The following is an 18,529-nucleotide window of genomic DNA, read 5'->3' on the forward strand; positions in this document are numbered from 1 at the left end:
TCGATCGCGCGGTGAGCAACGCCAGAATCATGGGACGTGGCGTCGACGGCGTGCTCGGCATAGGATTTCTTCCTTCCCATGTTCCCGGATATTTGGACAAGCTGCTGGAGCTCTATCGTGGCGGTCATCCAGACGTCGCGATCGAGCTTTGGAAGGTTCTTCGAAGGAACAACTCGCGATGCTTTTTCAGCGGCGCGTCGACGTGACTTTTTGCCTCGACGGAGCCGCGGCGGCGGAATGCAATACGGAATTGCTTTGGACCGGAAGCATCTACGCTGCATTTCCAGAGACGCATCCGCTCTCGGGCTGCGACGTTATCGAATGGGAATTCCTCGCGGACGAGCATTTCATCCAGGGGCGCGACGCGACCACTCTCGAGCTCGATAGACTGGTGAGTGATCGCATCGCGGAAGGCGGCGGACGAATTTCTGTCGAAGCCCATGACATATCTCGAGATGCTGTCGTGCGGTTCGTCGCTCTGCATTTCGGCCTCGGTCTCGCGAGCGATGCGAGCGCTCGAATCGGATATCCCGGCGTCGTTCTTCGACCGATACAAGGAGAGAACGACCATCTGTCGTTCTGCGCCGTGTGGCTTCCGGGAAACGACAATCCGATGCTGCGGCGCTTCCTCAGTCCGGCGCGCTCGACGTCCGCGGAGCGGCGGGCATCGCGGACATAGACCGGCCTGCGGCGACGCCCAAGGGAGTTCGGTGCACAGAGATTCCCACAGCGGCGCCAATGTCGATCCCGCCGCTCTCGGCGACAATGAAGGCAATTCTGTTTCGTCGTCCGATGAACAGCGGAATCGAGTGTCGTCTGTCGAATCCGGTCCCGACATTTGCAGATCGGCGCGCCATGAACGACGATCGATTTGCAGGTCGTCAGCGCTTCACCGCACCACAGATTAATCCAATCGCTGCGCAGCAGCGCGCCGACGAAGACGGGTGTCATGCTCTTCAAGCGCCAATTTGCTGCATCGATCACGCACGAATATCGCACGTCGACGCGCGAGAATTTTCCCTCCCGCCGGCGACGCGAACGCTCTCGCACCGACATTTTTCCGGCGCTTATTCAGCACTGCCGTTGACGAATGACACCGCCTTATCGTAGTATTCCAGCGTATATTTGCGCATTTTCAGAGAAACGTGTAGATGATGGCAAGATAAAGCGAACTGACGTTCGCGCCTCGCTGCGCTTGTAACGAGTTGTCTGCACATTGGTTTTTGCATCCTACAAATGTGCATGTATGGCGCTGCGCGATGTGCGGCGGTTTCCGCCAGAATCGAATTCGTTCATATTTGCAGCGTGATAGACGCCAGCGTTCGCGAGGTGTGACGTGGCAGGCTCCGCCGCTTATACGCTACAGCCGGTATTTTTGCGCTCCATTGCGATCGGCGCTCGAGAGCTGTTGCGCGGTCCGGTTTCGACGCCGATCGTCTCGGAATGGCGAGCGACGACAGAGACAATTTCCACATTCGACCCGGCCGGTCCCGAGCTGGCGGAAGGAGCGTCCGTCCGCGCTCGCTTTCCTTCGTCCGGCAGGTCGAGATCGCCGTCCAGAAGGCCGGCGGCGATCCCAGCCGGATCGGCCGAGGTCCGGCGTTGGTGGACGGCCGGAAAGGAGAAGGAGGCGGCCGGTTCAACGCGCGGGGACGAGGCGCGAAGGTGGCGGCGGCGCTGCCGAGAGACGGCGGCGGCTGGCGGCGCGACTCCGCCGGACGGTTTCGATCGCGTCGCGTCGTCGTCAAGGCGCGTGTCGTGAAGCTCAATCCACAACGCGGCTCTCATAGTGCGAAGATGCGCGGCGCCGCGAGCAAGGCCGTTGACGCCCATCTTCGCTATCTCGAACGCGATGGCGTCACTCGCGACGGCGAGAAGGGCCACGCCTATTCCGCTTTCGAGAACGAGGCGGACGGCCGCGCCTTCGTCGAGCGCGGACGCGACGATCGTCATCAGTTTCGGTTCATCGTCGCGCCGGAGGATTCCGCCGACATGGCCGACCTGCGCGGGTTCACCCGAGACCTCATGCGGCAGGTGGAGAAGGACCTCGAGACAGGTCTCGACTGGATCGCCGTCGACCATCATAACACCGGCCATCCTCATACGCACATCATCGTCCGGGGCGTGCTCGACGACGGCCGCATCCTCAATATCGCTGGCGACTATATCGCTCACGGCGTTCGTCACCGGGCAAGCGAACTCGTCACGCTGGAGCTCGGCCACCAGAGCGAGATCGAACTTCAGACGAAGCTCGCGAACGAAGTTGCGGCGGAGCGGCTGACGCGGCTCGACAAGATGTTGCTCGCCGAGCAGCGCGAACACGGCGTCATTGATCTCAGGCTCGGGGAAGGCGCCTCCTATCTCGTCCGAGAGAACCGGGCGCTGCTGCTCGGTCGCGCGCGGCGCCTGGAACGCTACGGCCTCGCTGCCGAACTCGAGACGGGGCGGTGGTCAATTTCCGACCGCACCGAGCAGACGCTGAAAGAGCTCGGCATTCGCAACGAAGCGATCGAGACCATCCGTCGGGCGCTGGCTGGTCACGGTCTGGCGGACGAGCGCGGCGTTGCGCAATATGCTTGCCACGGGGAGACCGGAAAGGAGCCGATCGTCGGCCGGGTGCTGGCCAAAGGGCTGGCCGGCGACGAGATGAGTGAGCGCGTCTACCTCGTCGTCGACGGCGTCGACGGACGAGTCCATCACATGGAGTTCGCCGATCCGACCCGCATCGAGGGGGTCGGCCAAGGCATGATCGTCGAAGCCGCGCCCGCCGTTTCCGGTCCGAGGCCTGCCGATCGCAATATCTCCATCGTCACGGAGGACGGTGGCGTCTACCGGCCGAGCGCTCATCTCGAACGCATTCGCGATAGTTTCGAGCGGCAGGGCAAGGACCCGGAGGCCTTCGTCCGCTTCCATGTCCGCCGGCTGGAGGCGCTGCGCCGGGCCGGGCACGTCGAACGCGTCGACGCGGACCATTGGCGCGTGCCGAAGGATATCGTCGAGCGCGGCCAAAGTTATGATTTGGCCCAGGGCGGCGACGGCCTTCGCGTGCGCATGCTCTCGACCTTCGACCTCGAACGGCAGATCGCGAGCGACGGAGCGACCTGGCTCGACCGCGAACTCGTCGTCGACAAGCCGATTCCGTTAGCAGAAGCAGGCTTCGGTCGGGACGTGAAGAATGCGCTCAACCGGCGCGGAGAGCGGTTGGTGGAAATCGGTCTCGCCACGGACAATGGAAAATCCATCTCCGTCCCGCGCGGCGCCATCGCTACGCTGGAGCAGCGAGAGGTGGAGCGCGTCGGCCGTCAGATGGCCGCGGAGCGCGGCTTGTCGTATTCGCCGAGCGGGCCGGGCGAATATGTGTCGGGGCGGCTGGCTGGCGTCGCCAATCTCGCCAGCGGGCGCTTCGCGATGATCGAGGATGGCCTCGGCTTCCAGCTCGTGCCTTGGCAGCCCGTTCTCGAAAAGCGCATCGGCCAATATCTCAGCGGCGTTCACCGTGACGGCGGCGGCATCGAGTGGGATCTTGGTCGCAAACGCGGGCTCGGGCTGTGACGGAGCCGCTCCGTTTCATCGTGTCGCCCCAGGCGCGCGAGGCCAGCCGGTGATGAATCGGCGCTATCGGCGCGCCGTGGTTGAGAAATGCGGCGCCGTGAGCGCGTGATGCGCTTGTCAACTCGCGAGCGCCAGATGCCGGGACGGCTCAGGAACGGCATGGCCGAGGTCCTTGGCCGCCTCGATCCACGCAATGACCGCATCGCGCGCGTTGGCCACGGCTTCTTCCGGCGTCTCGCCGTCCGACATGCAGCCCGGCAGGTCCGGCACGATCGCGACGAAGCCGCCACCGTCTTCCGCGGGCAGAGGCTCCACAATGAGCGGGTAGTCGGTTGGCTTGGTCGTCATGGCAGCACCCTGACCGCATCGATGAAGGCGACGAGCTTGCGGATATATATCGCCTTGATCGGCCGCTTGAAAGGAATCGTCAACTTTTCCGCGAGCCGGGGATGCCCGACCTTGTAATGTGAGCCGCCGCCGCGCGCTGGCTCACATAGGACGCCGAACTCTCGGCATAGCGCCGCCGCATCCTCTATGCGCCAGTCGGCCGCCGGTTCCGCCGCATGTCTTCGAGCCGCCGGCTCATGGCTGTTTCTTCCGCAGCCTCACGCCGGGCCCCTCGCTATTTTCGTCGACAAAGATGACGCCCGCCGCTTCGAAGGCGGCGCGGATCGCCGCGAGCGTTGAATGAATCGGCTGGCGCGCTCCCCTCTCGAAATCGACGACAGTTCGTGCGGCGACCTTTGACGCCGTGGCCAAGTCTTCCCTCGACCATTCGATAAGGGCGCGGGCGGCTCTGCACTGAGCAGAAGTAATCACGATTAGACCCCAGTTGCAAAATTTATGTTGACATGCTTCGCGAGATGTTGCATGTTTCGTGCGCACAATGCCACTGAACGCCCATAAAGCAACGCCAGAAAACCCCTTTCCGGCGAACGCCCGAGGTTTGCCCATCACCAAGGCTCGGCAAAACCGCGGTCTTGCAGGACCATGAGGAAGCCCTCGTGCTCATGCAGTTCGTAACCCGGCTAATGAGGAACTCGGATCATGGCTGAACCCGAGATTACCACGCGTGCGCCTTCTTTCACCCGAAGGACCCTGTTGGTCGCGAGCGTCGGCGCTGCCGCGCCGGCGTCTTTCGGAGGCGTCGCGCCCCTCGACACGTCGCGTATAGAAGCGGCCGACGCGGCAATGTCCATGTGGACACAATGGAGGGCAGCCCAGGACGCCGCCGACGTGCTCTGCCAGAAGCAGCAAAGCTTGGAAACCCAATTGATGCGGTTAATTCGCGAGTCCTGCTCAATCGACAATTTTGATTGCGCCGAGGCGGACCGCGCCGCTCAGGAAGAGGATGAGCGCGCCCGCTGGGCGGCCGCCGATTTGGCTGTCGGCTACTCCGAAGCGAAAAAAGAGGAGGAGCGAGCCGTGGATATAGCGAAAGAACTCGCCGATGCGCTGGCGGCCACGCCGGCGTCTTCCGTCGCAGGCGTGGCCGCCAAGCTCCACGCTGTGCTCCGCGCGGGTGAATGGTGCGAGAACTGCCCCGAATTTCCCTGGCCGCAGGTCCGCTCGGCGCTGAGCGATCTGATCCGGATCGGTCGTCTCGACTCGTTTCCCGAGTTTTGAAGCGGATTGCCTCAGTCACCCACAATTTTCGAGCCACTACTTACGCGGTTCGAAATTGCGAATGATGCGTTCCTATGCTGACAACATTCGGGTGATGAGTCAGTTTGAATTTCTGCTCCTGACCGAGGCCGTGTGGAAACTCCGCCTGGGAGCCGTCGCGAAGGGTTTCTGGTTCCACGACGAAGAAGAAACAGGACGTTGCTGGCGGCGCTCAGGCTGTGATCGCCCCCATCAGCGATTTGATCCCGACGATGTTGATCATCCGCTTCATATTGTAGGCGAGCACCTGAAGACTCATTTCGGTTTTGACCTTTCCCAGGGTCCTGGTCAGGAAGTGGGTCGAGCCCATCCATGCCTTCAGCGTCCCGAACGGATGCTCAACAGTCTGTCGGCGGATGGTCATGGCGTCGGGCATGCGGTCGAGCGCAGTCTGCATTTTATCGAGAACGTCTTCGTGCTCCCAGCGCTTGACGCGCTTGTGTTTCATGGGCGTGCATTTGTGCTTGAGGGCGCAACTCGAACAAGCCGTGAGATTGCGGTAGTGGTCGATGTTGTCTTGGCGATCGGAGCGCGCCTTTCCTTTGGTCAAGCGTTCGCCGGCAGGGCATATGTAATTGTCGTTATCCGCATCATAGATGAAGTCTCGAATCGTGAAGAGGCCAAGCTTGTCTTTGCCGGAGGTCATCGTCTTGGGAACGCGAGGCAACACGCCAGTTCCCTCGCAAGCCAGCACTTCCTCGCCGCTGTAATAACCTCGGTCGGCCAGCACGGTGACTTCTTCGCCTTCGATGGCCTCGAGCGCTTTACGACCCATGAAGGCCAGTTGTGCCCGGTCCGTGCCGTCGTTGATCACATCGTGCGCGACGATGAGATGATGCTCGGCGTCAACAGCGATTTGGACGTTGTAGCCGACGATGCCAGTGCCCTTGCCGCTTGTCGCCATCGAGCGAGCGTCGGGATCGGTGAGAGAGACCTGTTTGTCGGGCGCCGCTTCGACCTGCTTTTCTATCTCTTTGAGCGACTGCATTTGTCTGCGCAGGCCCTCGATCTTCTCTTTCAGGCGCGGCGCTTTCGCCTTGGCGAGGTCGTTGTCCTGTCGATCTGCTTGGTCGAGCGCCGACAAGTAGCGCGCGATGCTGGCCTCCACCTGCTCGATCCGCTTGGCGACCTTGTTCACTGTGAAGTTTTTGTCACGGTTGTTGACGGCTTTGAATTTGCTGCCGTCGATGGCCACGACGGCGCGCGTGAACAAGTCGAACTGGCGGCATAGCCCCATGAATTGTGCGCAGGCCGCGCGGATCGCCGGCCCGTTGTCGCGACGGAAGTCGGCGATGGTCTTGAAGTCCGGCGCCAAGCGGCCGATCAGCCACATCAGCTCGATGTTCCGATTGGCCTCTCGTTCGAGACGCCGGCTCGACTGGATGCGGTTGAGATAACCGTAGATGTAGAGCTTGAGCAGATCGCCCGGCGCATAGCCCGGACGCCCCGTCGCTTTCGCCTCGACTCGCGCGAACCCAGCGGCCTTTAAGTCGAGCGCGTCCACGAAGGCGTCGACGAAGCGGACCGGATTGTCATCGGAGACGTAATCATCGATCGCCTCGGGCAGAAGCAGCAACTGCGATCGATCGGAGCCGGGTATGTGCGTCATGCCCCGATTCTAGGTCGTGTGGACGAATTGAAAGCAGACGAACTTTCAAGATTCCCAGCCTGAATCTGGTGTGATTCATAGACCTCCGACCGATTCGGAGGCCGGACATCATGTCGACGACGGTGGATGAAGAGGACTGGGCGCATGTGCTCGCCGTGTTTCGGGCCTGCCTTCCTCGTCGGGGACGCAAAGCCGAGGACGACCGACTGTTCCTGGAGGCGCTGCATTTCTTCACGGTCGAGAACCTGCGATGGCGCGCGCTGCCGGAGCGGTTCGGTCATTGGAACAGCGTATGGAAGCGGTTCGATCGCCTGAGCAAGGCCGGCGTGTTCGAGGCGTTCTTCGATACGCTCGCATCCATGAGCGCCTCCGCCCATCTCATCCAGATGTTCGACTCGACGATCATACGCGCTCACGTCTCCGCCGCTGGCGCAAAAGGGGGCAACCGGGGCAAGCGCTCGGGCGCTCGCGCGGCGGCTTCACGACGAAAATCCACGCGAAAGCCGACGCTTCGGGCGCCGTCATCGGCTTCCACCTGACCGGCGGCGAGGCCTCTGACACGCATCACTTCGAAACCCTGCTCGATATCGGACCGGATATAAAGCCTCGCGCTGTCGTGTGCGACAAAGGCTATGCCAGCAAGGCGAACCGCGAGGCTGCGAGGAAGCGAGGCATTGCTCCCGTGATCCCGCACAAGGCCAACGAAAAGGACAGGCCGGCCTTCTTCGCGAAGACCCTCTACAAGGCTCGCGCTCGCATCGAACAAGGCTTCGGTCGGCTCAAGCGTTTCAAAAGGGTCGCGCTACGATGCGAAAAAACAGAGCGAAACTTCAGATCGATCGTCAGTTTCGCCGCTGGTCTATGCCTCATCAAATTCGTCCACACGACCTAGTGGCCCACGTCATTGCATTTGACGGTTAGTTCTGAATCACTGCCGCTGCGGAACAGCGCTGGAGATGATTCGTGGCCGGGAAAGAGATCGCCGTCAAGAAATACGTGGTGCTGCTGAGCGCGGAGGAGCGCGCGAAGCTGACGGACTTTATCGGCTCGGGCAAGCGCTCGGCGCAATTGCTGACGAAGGCGCGCATCCTGTTGAAGGCGGACGTTTCGAACGCCGGTGAAGGTTGGAGCGACGGCAAGATCGCCGAGGCGCTCGACACCAGCGTCGCCAATGTCGAGCGGACGCGCCGACAATTGGTGGAGGAAGGGTTCGAAGCGGTGCTGATCCGCAAATATAATCCGAAGTGCGCCCGGCCCCGGATTTTCGACGGCGCGGCGGAAGCAAAGCTCATCGCGCTCGCCTGCGGGCCGGCTCCGGCGGGCTACGCCAGATGGACTCTGGGCCTGCTCGAAGAAAAGGTCGTCGAACTGAAGATCGTGGAAAAAGCCAGCGACAACACCATCGGGCGCACGCTCAAAAAAACATTCTCAAACCGCATCGCAAACAGCAATGGGTGATCGCGCCGCAGGCCTGCGCCGCTTTCGTCGCCAATATGGAAGATGTGCTCGCCGTCTATCAACGGCCGCATGATCCGCAGCGCCCCGTCGTGTGTCTCGACGAGACCTCCAAGCAACTGATCAAAGAGACGCGCGCGCCCCTTCCCGCGAAGCCCGGACGCAAGGCGCGCCACGATTACGAATACGAACGCAATGGCGTGGCCAATCTGTTCATGATGTTCGCGCCGCTCGAAGGCTGGCGCTGCGTCGATGTCACCGACCGCCACGCGGCCGTCGATTACGCCCATGTGCTCAGGGACTTGTCCGACAAGCATTTTCCCAACGCGGCGAAGATCGTGCTGGTGCAGGACAATCGTAAGCGGTGCGGCCGTGCCACACCGATCGGCTGTGGACGGCGGGGGCTGGGCAGTTGACGTCTGATCGGAGGGATGGCGTCGTGCTTTTGAGGAGCGACGCCGATGACGATCGAGGACCAGCTTCGGGAGCGGTTGCGGAAGGTGGAGGCGCTGCATTTCGGCGCGACGAGCGCCGGAGAGCGCGAGGCGGCCAGCGCGGCGGCGGATCGGTTGAGGGCAAAGCTCGATGAGGCGGCGCGCAGCGATCCTCCCGTCGAGATGAAGTTCAGCCTCCCGGACGAATGGTCGGTGCGTTTGTTCATCGCTCTATGCCGACGCTACGGCGTGCGCCCGTTCCGCTATTCGCGGCAACGCCGCACGACGATCATGGTGAGGGCGCCGCGGCGCTTTTTCGACACCGTCGTGTGGCGGCAGTTTTCCGATCTGCACACGGACCTTTGGATCTATTTCGAGCAGACGACGGAGCGGCTGATCAAAGAGTCGATCTGCTCCGATACGAGGGACGCGGAGACGGCGAGCGAGCCGAGCCTGTTGCGTTGATGGTGGATCAGGCCGCCGCTTCGGCCTGGTCACGCGCGGCTTTCCAGTTCCACACGAGAAGCTCGGCGAGCCGATTGTTGGTCGTCGCGCCACAGACCATGCGCTCCAGCACATCCGCGAGCCATGTCTCCGGATCGACGCCATTGAGCCGCGCCGTTTGAATCAGCGTCGATAGGATCGCCCAGGTTTCGGCGCCGCCATTGTCGCCGGCGAAAAGCGAGTTGCGCTTGCCGATCGCGATCGAGCGAATGGGCCGCTCGACGATATTGGTGTCCGGCTCGATGCGGCCGTCGTCCTGAAAGCGCGTCAATCCGCTCCAATGCGCGAGCGTATAGTTTATCGCCTTGATCAGCGGCGAGATTTGCGACAGCCCGTCGCGCACGGCGATCAAGCGGGCGTGCAGCGCGTCCATGATCGGCTTTGTCTCGACCTGCCGGACAGCGCGCCGCTCGTCGGCGCTTTTGCCGCGAATGCGCTTCTCGATCGCATAGACCATTGCGATCGTCTCGATGACCTCTTTGGCGAATGGCGAGCTCGTCGTTTTGAACACCGCGACGAACTTGCGGCGCGCATGCGCGAGGCAGAAGGCGAGCGTGATACGGCCCTCGGCGCCCTCGTCCTTGACCAGCGCCTTGTAGGCGGCGTAGCCGTCGACCTGCAAGATTCCGGTGAAGCCGGAAAGCTGCGACGCGATCTCCTTCTTGCTGCGGCCGTCCGCGAACACATAGGCGACGGCCGGCGGAGCCGGTCCCGCCCAGGGGCGATCGTCGGTCGCATGCGCCCAAAACTGTCGGAGCTTCACATGTCCGGACGCGAGCACAGGCATCGGCGTCTCGTCGCAGAAGAGCCGCGGATAGCGATGCATGACCTCCAATTGCAGATCATAGAGCCCCTTCAGCATCCAGGCCGTCTGCTTCATCCAGCGCGCCAGCGTCTGTCGATCGAGGACGACGCCCAGGCCGGCGAGGATGGCGGTCTGACGATAGAGGGTCGAGAGCCAGCCATATTTGGCGACGGCGATATGGACGACGAGCGCCGTCGAGACCATGCCGCCTTCGATCAGTTGCGCCGGCGCCGGCGCTTGCACGACTGCGCTTTCACAAGATCGGCACGCATATTTGGGACGGATCGTGCGCAATACGCGCAGCACGGCCGGCACACGGTCGAGCACTTCGCTGACGTCCTCGCCGATGCGATGCATTTGTCCTTTGCAGCATGGACATTGCGTCGTCGCCGGCTCGATCACGCGCTCGCAGCGGGGAAGGTGGTCGGGCAGCTTCCCGATGTTGCGCTCAGCTTTTTTGCGCGGCTTCTTCGCGGTTTCCTCGGCTGCCGGAACGTGGTCGCTCGCAGCCGCCGTCTTCCGCGCCTCTTCGTCTCGATTATCCGAAAGGTCGAGCGCGAGCTGTTCGGCGCCCAGCCTGGACAAGCGCTCGGAGCGCGCGCCGAAAATCAGCGCTTTCAGCGTCACGATCGTCGTCTTCAGCGTCTCGTTTTCCGCTTCGAGCGCGAGCGCCAGCTCCGTCAGCAGAGCCGGGTCCGATGGAAGGGGCGTAGAGCGAAGCGCCATGATAGAATGTACCACGGCGCTCGCTGAAGCTCCAGAAAATACAAGCAATATCACGCAATTTTGTTCGGCCTTTTCACCGTCTTCAGCGTGATGCGCGACCATTCCGAGAAGCCATCGAACAACATCGCGAACTGCGTCGGTGTCAGAGATACCACACCGTCTTGTGCTGGCGGCCAGGCGAAGCCGCTGTCCTCCAGCCATTTCGTCGCCAGAACTGTTCCCGAGCCGTCGAATAGCAAAAACTTCAAGCGATCCTTGCGCTTGGTGCGGAACACATAGACGTCGCCACTGTAAGGATTGCATTTCAAATCTTCCGCCACCAGAGCGACGAGTCCATGCACACCTTTACGGAAATCGACCGGCCGCGTCGATGCGAACACGCGTCGCTGCGCGCCGATGGAGATCATCGCGAACGACGCAGCGCCGAAATCACCGCATCGATCGTCGCGCTGTCCGCGCCCATCGGCACACGGACCGTCGCATCGGCGATCGAGACCTCGATCGTACAGGACGCGACAGAGACCGCGTCGCCCTCCTCGACGATCGCGGTCGCATTCTGCGGCCGCCCCTCGACGCATCTCACGCGCACCGCAGCGAACAGCGCTTCATGCTCGGACGTGCTTCGCGCCTCCCAGGCCTGCCGACGCCAGACGGTCAACAGTCCACAGCTTACGCCATTGCGTCGAGCGACGTCCGAAATGTTGGCGTTCGGCTCCGCGCTCTCAGCGACGATCCTGGCCTTCTCCTCGGATGTCCAACTGCGCCGGCGCCGGCCACCGGTGATCAGCTCCACCCGTTGATACGTCCTGCCTTCATGCATGGCTTCAAGCATGGAATGATCCATCGCCCAACCCTCCTCATGGCCAAATCGCTTGAGGAGAATCGCGCGTCACTCAAACTTTATCGAGGTGGGACGCTCGCACCGCTTACGGACAATCTCTCGACGCACACGCCGGCTTCGCTCTATGCCGCCTTTCCCGCCACCGAGGCGCGACGCCTGGCCGAGCGCTTCGAATGGCATTACACGCCAAAGCATGGAAGCTGGCTCGACATGGCCGAATCCGAACTCGCGGTCCTCGCGACCCAATGTCTCGATCGCCGCATCCCCGACAAGGCCACGCTGATCCGCGAGGTCGCAGCTTGGCAGGAAAACCGCAACAAACATCACGTCGAGGCCGACTGGCAATTCACCACCAGAGACGCTCGCGTCAAGCTGAAATCCCTATACCCGCAGTTCCAATGACTCGGGCCACTAGTACAAAGCTCTCGCTAGAGGAATCCATCGGAGCGGGTTTTCACACAGCCTGGACCCAAAGCCGTCATTCAGATCCGAGACAAATTTCGCTCTTGCAAAGCTCTACCTTTTGCAAGGTTGACCTCGCAGCCGCTCTGTACCCCCCAAGGGGGGCGGGACAGGGCGTCCCGGGCACAGGTTTCGACGGCCTGCGGCCTATCGAACAAAGCGCAGGGCATTAAGCTCCGGGAATTACCAGCATATAGTTTCCATCCCCGTCGAAATTCGGCGACGCGGCACAACCGGCTGCATTCGCGACGTGATCTAACGTCGCTTTCATCCTCCTAGCCGCTTCTCGATAGTCGGGCGGGATCACCTCGAATATCGACTCAACAAAGTGATATTGGTCCTTGCTTAATTTCTCCGATGGCAGGTCAACCCAAACCGCGTTGTTGTAAAATTCCCGCACAAAATTCATGCCCCGTACGCCGACGAAGCTTGTAAGGACAGCGATCGGCGGCTCAACCCCAAGTGAATTAAGCGCCTTGATGTAGCGGTGAGCGTAAGTAACGATCATTGCCTCGATGTTTGGAAGGACGATGTTATTTCCGGCTTGCGCCATAGACGATGCGACTGCTTCGACAATGCCGGTTCGAGAAACAAGCGTATAAGCTCTCTGTGGATTCGGCAGAGGCTGCGTGTTTGACGACGCAAGATGGCCGTCGAACGTCATCAAGGTCTGGCGAGCGACGTTATCTGCAAAAGGTGGGAATTTATTTGGTTGGCTCACGACTGCATCGAGCGGGAAAGTGCCTCCCGGACTAAACGCGCTGAACGGAACAACGTGTAGCACCAGCCGCCCGCCATCGAGCAAAGGCGCATGCGCTTCGCCTGCCGCGATTTTAGTGGCACGTTCAACACGAAAGTTTTTTACACGCTCGGCAATCGTTCCAGAGACCGCGAATATCGACCTCAGCTCATCGACTTCGACGAAATATTTTCCTCTGCTGTCGCGCGCGCAGAATCTATATGCCCCTTGAAAAACCACTTGATGGGGCGGATTCCAGCTCTTGGGAATGTGCATAACAAGCGCATGCTTCCCTTCGCCCAATTCGACCGGCTCAATTTCCACATTCGCTAAAGCTGGTCGAATGCCCGCCCTCAGCATCTGCTGTAGGCGAAGAATTTCTTTGTCTGGATCAATGGTAAGGCCAACAAGATCTTGAGGAACGCCATTCGTCTCCGACATACCGAATATAAGAAACCCACCCTGTGTGTTGGCGAACGAGGACACGTCGTAAAGAAATTCTCGCCTATCGCTTTCGCCTTGACCGACCATATCTCTCTTATAATCAAGAGTTTTGCCTTCAGCCTGACCGGCCGCTTTCAAAGCAAGCAAGTCGGCTTCTTTCACTTCGGTTAGGGGTTTTCCGAAAAGTTCCATTACAACCTCGAAATCGTACTCTGCGACACGTTGAACCGTCGCGCCAAGTCTGCCTGCGAGGCCGTGCCGTCCGCAAGTGCCTTGCGCGCTTCCTCGCACTGGTGGCGGGTGAGGGCAGGGGGCGCCCCATGTAAACGCCGCGCGCCTTGGCGCGCTCGCGGCCCTCGCTGGTGCGGGCGCGGATCAATTCGCGTTCGAACTCGGCGAGGTCGCGCAAGACGGTGAGCATTAAGCGCCCGTGTGGCGTGGTGGTGTCCGCCCATGTGTCGCCGAGGGAGCGGAATCCGGCTCCCCCCCTCGCCACGGTGTCGAGGGTGTTCAACAGGTCGCGGGTCGAGCGCGCCAGCCGGTCGTGCCGCGTCACAAGGAGGGTGTCACCGTCGCCGAGGGCCTTGATGGCGCGGGCCAGTTCGCACTGGTCGGTCTTGACGCCGCTGGCCGTCTCGCGAAACACCTTTTCGGCTCCGGCGGCGCGGAGCTGCTTCACCTGCGCGTCAACGCTCTGACCGTCCGTCGAGACGCGCGCATAGCCGAAAATGGTCGTGCCGGAAGCGTAGCAAAGCGGCTTTCTTTTGCAATTATCTTTTGCATAACGGGAAGCCCTGAAAAACAAGAGGTCGGCGGGTTATGCAAACGTCTTGATTTCTGAAGGGACACTTTCCGAAAAAAGCGGGAGCGGAACCCTTGAAAGGAAAATGGAGCATCCCTATTTCGTCAAGGAAGCCGAAATAGTCGGAGCGTGTCTTGGGAGATCACCAACCGGACGACAGGTAAAAAACTCCCAAACCGCTGGTTCTGTGCACGTCGCCGCCTACATCAAGGAACCGTGCGCTTGATGGAGTCCGCCATGAAAATGGTGCTCTATCTCGAAGCCAGCCAACCGAGCGGTAAAGTTTATCGTATCGGCTTTGGGGCATACGTGCCTCTTGAGCTGGTGTCGATGATCTTTATGTTTGCGCGGTTGTTCTAAAGGAAAAGGCACCTCAGAAATGGGGTGCCTTTTTCTTGATTTTTGCACTGAAAAGCCAGCTATGGGGGGATTGTTGCGCTCGCTCCGCGAGGGGAGGTGTATCAGGTAATTACTCGGCTAGGATGTCCCGCGCCGAAAATGGAGTTTCGTAAATGCTGGGATGGTCCGATGTTCCATGGGAAATGGTGATAAAAGTGATCACCCTATTGATTGCAGTTTATGGCGCGGCTCTCAGCACGTTCAATTTCCTTCGTGCCGGGCCGAAGCTGCGTTTTACTGTGCAACCGGGAATGGTCGTGGCACCATCAAATGACAAGAGGATGTTTATAAAAACAGAAGTGACAAATTGTGGCGACAGACCCACGACACTCAGAGCAATCGACCTTCGCTATTTCGAAAGGCCATGGTCATGGGCACGGTTGCGGAATCGCTGCACAAAAGCAGCGGTGCTGAACGACCCAAACCCGGCGCAACCTTTTCCATTCGAACTAAAACCCGGCAGGGTATGGCAAGGATTGACACCACAAGAGTCGCATCTTGTCGATTGGGAAAAAAAGGGGTTTTGTATTTTGACCTCTACCACTCAGATAGAACAAAGCCTTTGCGGAAGCGCGTGAGGTTTCTATCGAGTCAGCGCTGCGGTTGAGAGCTGTCGCATAATTCCCCAATATGGAACCGCTCCGGCGAACGTCCGCTGTTGGCGCATAGCCGAATTCAAACTGACGCGCCCCCAACATTCGGCGGCGCACGTCTAACTTATTGGATCACATTTTCCAGTTGCTTTGACTGACTCATTGGAATAGCATCCTTCATGGCTCGAACGGCTCCGATCAGGGTCGTCGAAACGCCGGAATTCCTGTCGGCGATCCGCAAGCTCATGAGCGACGAGGAACGGGCGCTTCTGGTGGATTATCTCGCCTATAATCCGACGGCCGGCGATCTGATCCCCGGAACGGGCGGCTTGCGGAAGCTGCGCTGGGGATTGGAAGGCCGCGGCAAGCGAGGCGGGGCGCGGGTGATCTATTTCCACCACGACGCCGGCATGCCGCTCTTCGCGCTGACCGCTTTCGCCAAGAACGAGCGGGCCGATTTGAGCCAGCAGGACCGCAATGACTTCCGTCAGCTTACGACGCTGCTGGTCGAGAGATTCAAGAGGAGAACACCATGAGCAAGGTTGCCGACAGCATTCGGCGCGGGCTCGAGGAAGCGGTGACCTATGTCGAGGGCAGGGCGGACGAGAGCGCCTATCGCGTCCATGTGCCGGAGAAGATCGACGTCAAGGCGATCCGCACACGCCTGGACATGACGCAGGAAGAGTTCGCGGGCCGGTTCGGGTTCAGCGTCAACACGCTGCGTCATTGGGAACAAGGCTCGCGACAGCCGGAAGGACCGACCAGAGCCTATCTTCTGGTGATCGAGCGCGCGCCCAAGGCCGTCCAGAAGGCTTTGCGAGCCGTGTGATGCGTGTAGAGTGTTTTGGACGCCTACGCCAGAATCGCCGTTCGCGAGTATTTTTGCGCCGTCGTACGACGAAGGGATTTTCTATCTTCTCATCCTGAACTTGCCGCTGCTTCATGCCCGTTTGATTTCGGAAAGAAAGCGAGCGACGGCATGGCGGATGACACGGAATCCGAGCCGGGCGACCTCATACCGGCTAACGACAATCGAGGCCCGGACGGTAAACGGGATGAACCGAACCGGGAGACACGGCGACAGTTGGATCAGGTGGCGCTCACCATCGCGCGGCTGATCGGACGACAGATCGCACGAGATCAGATCGCGGCGCTCGGCGCCGCGAACGACAACAGGCCCGAAAGCGCGCAGAACGCCGAGGACGAGGAATAGAAGGAACGGAGACCGCCCATGACCCGCGTCGCGCTCTATGCCCGCTATTCGTCAGACAGCCAGAGCGAAAGCTCGATCGAGGACCAGTTTCGCCTTTGCAGAGAACATGCGGGGCGCGAGCGATGGAAGATTGTAGGCGCCTATCACGACGCCGCTCTCTCGGGTTCGAGCGTGATCCTGCGGCCTGGCATCCAATCCCTGTTGCAGGACGCGCAGCGCGGCCAGTTCGACGTCGTGCTGGGCGAGGCGCTGGACCGGATTTCCCGCGATCAGGCGGATGTCGCCACGCTGTTCAAGCATCTGCGCTTCGCGGGCGTCTCCATCGTCACCCTCGCCGAGGGCGAGATCAGCGAGCTTCACGTCGGCCTGAAGGGCACGATGAACGCCCTGTTCCTGAAAGACCTCGCAATGAAGACCCATCGCGGTCTGCGCGGCCGGGTGGAGAAGGGCAAGGCGGGCGGCGGCCTCTGCTACGGCTATCGCGTGGCCAAAAAACTCGACGCCAACGGCGAGCCGATCCGGGGCGATCGTGAGATCATCGCGGAGGAGGCGGAGGTTGTCCGGCGCATCTTCCGCGCCTTCGCCGCCGGCAAGAGTCCGAAAGCCATCGCGGTCGAACTGAATAAGGAAGGCATTCCCGGCCCGTTGGGCCGCGCCTGGGGTGACACGAGCATTCGAGGCCACGTTTCGCGTGGCTCCGGCATCCTCAACAATGAACTCTATGCCGGCGTGCTGGTGTGGAACCGGCAGCGTTTCGTCAAAGACCCGGCCACGGGCAAGCGTGTCTCGCGGCCGAATCCGGAAAATCAGTGGATCAGGACCAAAGTACCGCATCTCAGGGTCGTGGACGATGATCTGTGGCAGGCGGCGCGGAAGCGACAGCAGCAAATCTCGGCGATCTTCGGCCCCAATCCCGCGACCACGCGGGAAGGTCGAGCCAAGAGATTACATCTGGCCAACCGACCCGTCTCCCTTCTTTCCGGCCTTCTCACCTGCGGATGCTGTGGCGGCAAGATCGGCATCCTGACTCCCGGCCGCTACGGCTGTCTCAACCATCATCGTCGCGGGACGTGCGACAACAACCGCACCATCCCCCGCGAGAAGATCGAGGGGCGGGTGCTGGCGGGGCTGAAGGACCGTCTTGTTTCCTCCGACGCGGTTGCGGAGGCAGTGCGGGCCTACGCCGAAGAGATGAACCGGCTGAATCATGAGCGGCGGGCACAGGCAGAGGTCGACCGCCGGACGCTTCAGAAGATCGAACAGGGGATAGCCGGCATCATGACGGCGATCGAGGACGGCATGTACCAGCCCTCCATGAAGGCGCGGATGGAAGACCTCGAACGGCAGAAGGCGGAAATCGTCGCGCGCTTGTCGCAGGCTCCGACCGATATTCCGGACGTGCATCCCAACATCGCCAATGTCTATCGGCTTCGCATCGAACGCTTCGCGGAAGCGCTCGACGATACGGACGACGGCAGGCAGGCGGCGGAAGCGCTACGCTCGCTCATCGGCGAAATCGTGCTGACGCCCGGAAAGAAGCGCGGCGAGGTTCACGCCGAGCTACGCGGCGAGTTGTTCGGCATCCTGGATTTCATCAAAGCCGATGAAAACCAACCGGGAACGAAATTCATGCCAGCGGTCGCAGCGAGTCCCCGCAACCAGATCCTATCGAATCCAAAACGGTATTACGGCGCAGGGCAGCCCGCCGGACCGTCGGCTCCTCCAGACGCCTTCTCGCCCAGACGCCGGCGCGAGGGCGATATCACATAAACTCGATACAGGCGCATTGACGCCACGCAGGCTGATTTCAAGCGGCCGTCGTCACGGACTTCCACTCTGCCATCGCCTTGAGGCGATGCAGACGGATGGCAATGGCGGAACGCCTGGAAGGTCTGGATGGAACGAAGAGATTGCGGACTGCCGAGAAGACGTCGACGAAATGTTGCAGCCCTCCCCACGATCGAAACCCCTGCATCACTCGCTCGCGCTTTCGTAATGGGACATGGGAGTTTTCTGCGCGATTGCTCAAACCCTTGTGCGATCGATGCTCGACGCGCGGCATGATCTTCCGGCGCGCCACGGCATAGGAACCGAGCTTGTCGGTGACTATGCGCCGTGGGCGACAGCCCTGCTTGTGAAGAAGGCGTTTCAGCAATCGCTGAGCCGCTTTGGCGTTACGGCGAACCTGCAAGATTTCGTCGAGAACATATCTGACGTGCCCCCGAAGTTTCATCCAGCGGCGAGTTGAGTCCCGGCGGTTGATACGCCCGCGGGCGTGGGGTGAGC

The 18,529-nt window shown here is 61.0% G+C and carries 24 protein-coding genes and 3 pseudogenes; 17 read left to right on the forward strand and 10 right to left on the reverse strand.

Annotated elements, in window-relative coordinates:
* The first annotated feature begins 11 nt into the window (after nucleotides 1–11).
* From ACT53T_RS04150 to ACT53T_RS04165, 4 genes are all read left to right on the forward strand, one after another.
* Complete coding sequence (locus tag ACT53T_RS04150; protein ID WP_476160235.1) at nucleotides 12–206, forward strand: hypothetical protein; 195 nt, start codon at nucleotides 12–14, stop codon at nucleotides 204–206.
* A complete protein-coding gene (locus tag ACT53T_RS04155; RefSeq protein ID WP_476160236.1) occupies nucleotides 179–679 on the forward strand; it encodes a LysR substrate-binding domain-containing protein in 501 nt (166 codons plus the stop codon). The genes ACT53T_RS04150 and ACT53T_RS04155 overlap by 28 nt, the downstream gene beginning before the upstream one ends.
* A gap of 59 nt (nucleotides 680–738) precedes the next feature.
* Nucleotides 739–1,110 carry a hypothetical protein gene (locus tag ACT53T_RS04160; RefSeq protein ID WP_476160237.1) on the forward strand — a complete coding sequence of 124 codons (372 nt, stop codon included), beginning with the start codon at nucleotides 739–741 and terminating at the stop codon, nucleotides 1,108–1,110.
* Nucleotides 1,111–1,797: 687 nt separating this feature from the next.
* Nucleotides 1,798–3,552, forward strand: coding sequence for a DUF3363 domain-containing protein (locus ACT53T_RS04165; RefSeq protein ID WP_476160254.1), 1,755 nt, complete (start codon nucleotides 1,798–1,800; stop codon nucleotides 3,550–3,552).
* A gap of 117 nt (nucleotides 3,553–3,669) precedes the next feature.
* Here the strand turns inward: ACT53T_RS04165 and ACT53T_RS04170 are convergent, their stop codons facing one another.
* The gene (locus ACT53T_RS04170) at nucleotides 3,670–3,900 is read right to left on the reverse strand and encodes a type II toxin-antitoxin system HicB family antitoxin (protein WP_026598230.1); all 231 of its coding nucleotides are present in this window, start codon (nucleotides 3,898–3,900) and stop codon (nucleotides 3,670–3,672) included.
* Nucleotides 3,901–4,134: 234 nt separating this feature from the next.
* Complete coding sequence (locus tag ACT53T_RS04175; protein ID WP_245511944.1) at nucleotides 4,135–4,506, reverse strand: helix-turn-helix domain-containing protein; 372 nt, start codon at nucleotides 4,504–4,506, stop codon at nucleotides 4,135–4,137.
* Between the two features lie 93 nt (nucleotides 4,507–4,599).
* On the opposite strand from ACT53T_RS04175, the gene ACT53T_RS04180 reads away from it, so the two are divergent.
* Nucleotides 4,600–5,178 carry a hypothetical protein gene (locus tag ACT53T_RS04180; protein ID WP_476160238.1) on the forward strand — a complete coding sequence of 193 codons (579 nt, stop codon included), beginning with the start codon at nucleotides 4,600–4,602 and terminating at the stop codon, nucleotides 5,176–5,178.
* Between the two features lie 211 nt (nucleotides 5,179–5,389).
* Here the strand turns inward: ACT53T_RS04180 and ACT53T_RS04185 are convergent, their stop codons facing one another.
* Nucleotides 5,390–6,826 carry an IS1182 family transposase gene (locus tag ACT53T_RS04185; RefSeq protein WP_476160239.1) on the reverse strand — a complete coding sequence of 479 codons (1,437 nt, stop codon included), beginning with the start codon at nucleotides 6,824–6,826 and terminating at the stop codon, nucleotides 5,390–5,392.
* Between the two features lie 110 nt (nucleotides 6,827–6,936).
* On the opposite strand from ACT53T_RS04185, the pseudogene ACT53T_RS04190 reads away from it, so the two are divergent.
* The 5 genes and pseudogenes from ACT53T_RS04190 to ACT53T_RS04210 all read left to right on the forward strand — a co-directional run.
* A pseudogene (locus ACT53T_RS04190) lies at nucleotides 6,937–7,155 on the forward strand (transposase); the annotation flags it as partial.
* Nucleotides 7,119–7,718, forward strand: coding sequence for an IS5 family transposase (locus ACT53T_RS04195; protein ID WP_476160240.1), 600 nt, complete (start codon nucleotides 7,119–7,121; stop codon nucleotides 7,716–7,718). The pseudogene ACT53T_RS04190 and the gene ACT53T_RS04195, both read left to right, overlap by 37 nt.
* Before the next feature lie 71 nt (nucleotides 7,719–7,789).
* The gene (locus ACT53T_RS04200) at nucleotides 7,790–8,284 is read left to right on the forward strand and encodes a helix-turn-helix domain-containing protein (RefSeq protein WP_476160241.1); all 495 of its coding nucleotides are present in this window, start codon (nucleotides 7,790–7,792) and stop codon (nucleotides 8,282–8,284) included.
* Nucleotides 8,281–8,697: a transposase gene (locus ACT53T_RS04205; protein WP_476160242.1), complete on the forward strand. Its 417-nt coding sequence runs from the start codon at nucleotides 8,281–8,283 to the stop codon at nucleotides 8,695–8,697. The genes ACT53T_RS04200 and ACT53T_RS04205 overlap by 4 nt, the downstream gene beginning before the upstream one ends.
* 45 nt (nucleotides 8,698–8,742) lie before the next feature.
* Nucleotides 8,743–9,180, forward strand: coding sequence for a hypothetical protein (locus ACT53T_RS04210; RefSeq protein WP_476160243.1), 438 nt, complete (start codon nucleotides 8,743–8,745; stop codon nucleotides 9,178–9,180).
* A 7-nt stretch (nucleotides 9,181–9,187) separates the two neighbouring features.
* Here ACT53T_RS04210 and tnpC read toward each other — a convergent pair whose 3' ends face one another.
* From tnpC to tnpA, 3 genes are read right to left on the reverse strand one after another with little or no spacing between them, the layout of a single operon-like run.
* Nucleotides 9,188–10,750, reverse strand: coding sequence for an IS66 family transposase (gene tnpC / locus ACT53T_RS04215; protein ID WP_476160244.1), 1,563 nt, complete (start codon nucleotides 10,748–10,750; stop codon nucleotides 9,188–9,190).
* A gap of 50 nt (nucleotides 10,751–10,800) precedes the next feature.
* On the reverse strand, nucleotides 10,801–11,157 hold the full coding sequence (gene tnpB, locus ACT53T_RS04220) for an IS66 family insertion sequence element accessory protein TnpB (RefSeq protein ID WP_476160245.1): 357 nt from the start codon (nucleotides 11,155–11,157) through the stop codon (nucleotides 10,801–10,803).
* Entirely contained in the window at nucleotides 11,154–11,594 is a 441-nt protein-coding gene (gene tnpA / locus ACT53T_RS04225) for an IS66-like element accessory protein TnpA (RefSeq protein WP_476160246.1), read from the reverse strand. The genes tnpB and tnpA overlap by 4 nt, the downstream gene beginning before the upstream one ends.
* A gap of 87 nt (nucleotides 11,595–11,681) precedes the next feature.
* On the opposite strand from tnpA, the pseudogene ACT53T_RS04230 reads away from it, so the two are divergent.
* Nucleotides 11,682–11,993 (forward strand): annotated as a pseudogene (locus ACT53T_RS04230) (transposase); the annotation flags it as partial.
* 229 nt (nucleotides 11,994–12,222) lie between these two features.
* Here the strand turns inward: ACT53T_RS04230 and ACT53T_RS04235 are convergent.
* From ACT53T_RS04235 to ACT53T_RS04245, 3 genes and pseudogenes are all read right to left on the reverse strand, one after another.
* Nucleotides 12,223–13,428: an AlbA family DNA-binding domain-containing protein gene (locus ACT53T_RS04235; RefSeq protein WP_476160247.1), complete on the reverse strand. Its 1,206-nt coding sequence runs from the start codon at nucleotides 13,426–13,428 to the stop codon at nucleotides 12,223–12,225.
* Nucleotides 13,428–13,691 carry a helix-turn-helix domain-containing protein gene (locus ACT53T_RS04240; protein WP_476160255.1) on the reverse strand — a complete coding sequence of 88 codons (264 nt, stop codon included), beginning with the start codon at nucleotides 13,689–13,691 and terminating at the stop codon, nucleotides 13,428–13,430. The genes ACT53T_RS04235 and ACT53T_RS04240 overlap by 1 nt, the downstream gene beginning before the upstream one ends.
* Nucleotides 13,619–13,915, reverse strand: a pseudogene (locus tag ACT53T_RS04245) (recombinase family protein); the annotation flags it as partial. The pseudogene ACT53T_RS04245 and the gene ACT53T_RS04240, both read right to left, overlap by 73 nt.
* Before the next feature lie 360 nt (nucleotides 13,916–14,275).
* Between ACT53T_RS04245 and ACT53T_RS04250 the strand changes: the two are divergent.
* The 6 genes from ACT53T_RS04250 to ACT53T_RS04275 all read left to right on the forward strand — a co-directional run bounded on the left by ACT53T_RS04250 (nucleotide 14,276) and on the right by ACT53T_RS04275 (nucleotide 18,013).
* Complete coding sequence (locus ACT53T_RS04250) at nucleotides 14,276–14,398, forward strand: hypothetical protein (protein ID WP_476160248.1); 123 nt, start codon at nucleotides 14,276–14,278, stop codon at nucleotides 14,396–14,398.
* Nucleotides 14,399–14,550: 152 nt separating this feature from the next.
* On the forward strand, nucleotides 14,551–15,015 hold the full coding sequence (locus ACT53T_RS04255; protein WP_476160249.1) for a hypothetical protein: 465 nt from the start codon (nucleotides 14,551–14,553) through the stop codon (nucleotides 15,013–15,015).
* Between the two features lie 194 nt (nucleotides 15,016–15,209).
* Nucleotides 15,210–15,566, forward strand: a complete 357-nt coding sequence (locus ACT53T_RS04260) for a type II toxin-antitoxin system RelE/ParE family toxin (RefSeq protein ID WP_476160250.1) — start codon at nucleotides 15,210–15,212, stop codon at nucleotides 15,564–15,566.
* Entirely contained in the window at nucleotides 15,563–15,859 is a 297-nt protein-coding gene (locus ACT53T_RS04265) for a helix-turn-helix domain-containing protein (RefSeq protein WP_166143403.1), read from the forward strand. The genes ACT53T_RS04260 and ACT53T_RS04265 overlap by 4 nt, the downstream gene beginning before the upstream one ends.
* A gap of 15 nt (nucleotides 15,860–15,874) precedes the next feature.
* Entirely contained in the window at nucleotides 15,875–16,243 is a 369-nt protein-coding gene (locus ACT53T_RS04270) for a hypothetical protein (protein ID WP_476160251.1), read from the forward strand.
* Nucleotides 16,244–16,261: 18 nt separating this feature from the next.
* Nucleotides 16,262–18,013, forward strand: a complete 1,752-nt coding sequence (locus ACT53T_RS04275; protein WP_476160252.1) for a recombinase family protein — start codon at nucleotides 16,262–16,264, stop codon at nucleotides 18,011–18,013.
* Between the two features lie 37 nt (nucleotides 18,014–18,050).
* Here ACT53T_RS04275 and ACT53T_RS04280 read toward each other — a convergent pair.
* On the reverse strand, nucleotides 18,051–18,529 hold a 479-nt coding region (locus ACT53T_RS04280), incomplete at its 5' end, for a DDE-type integrase/transposase/recombinase (protein ID WP_476160253.1).

It is taken from the genome of Methylosinus sp. DMC45 (genome assembly GCF_056313885.1).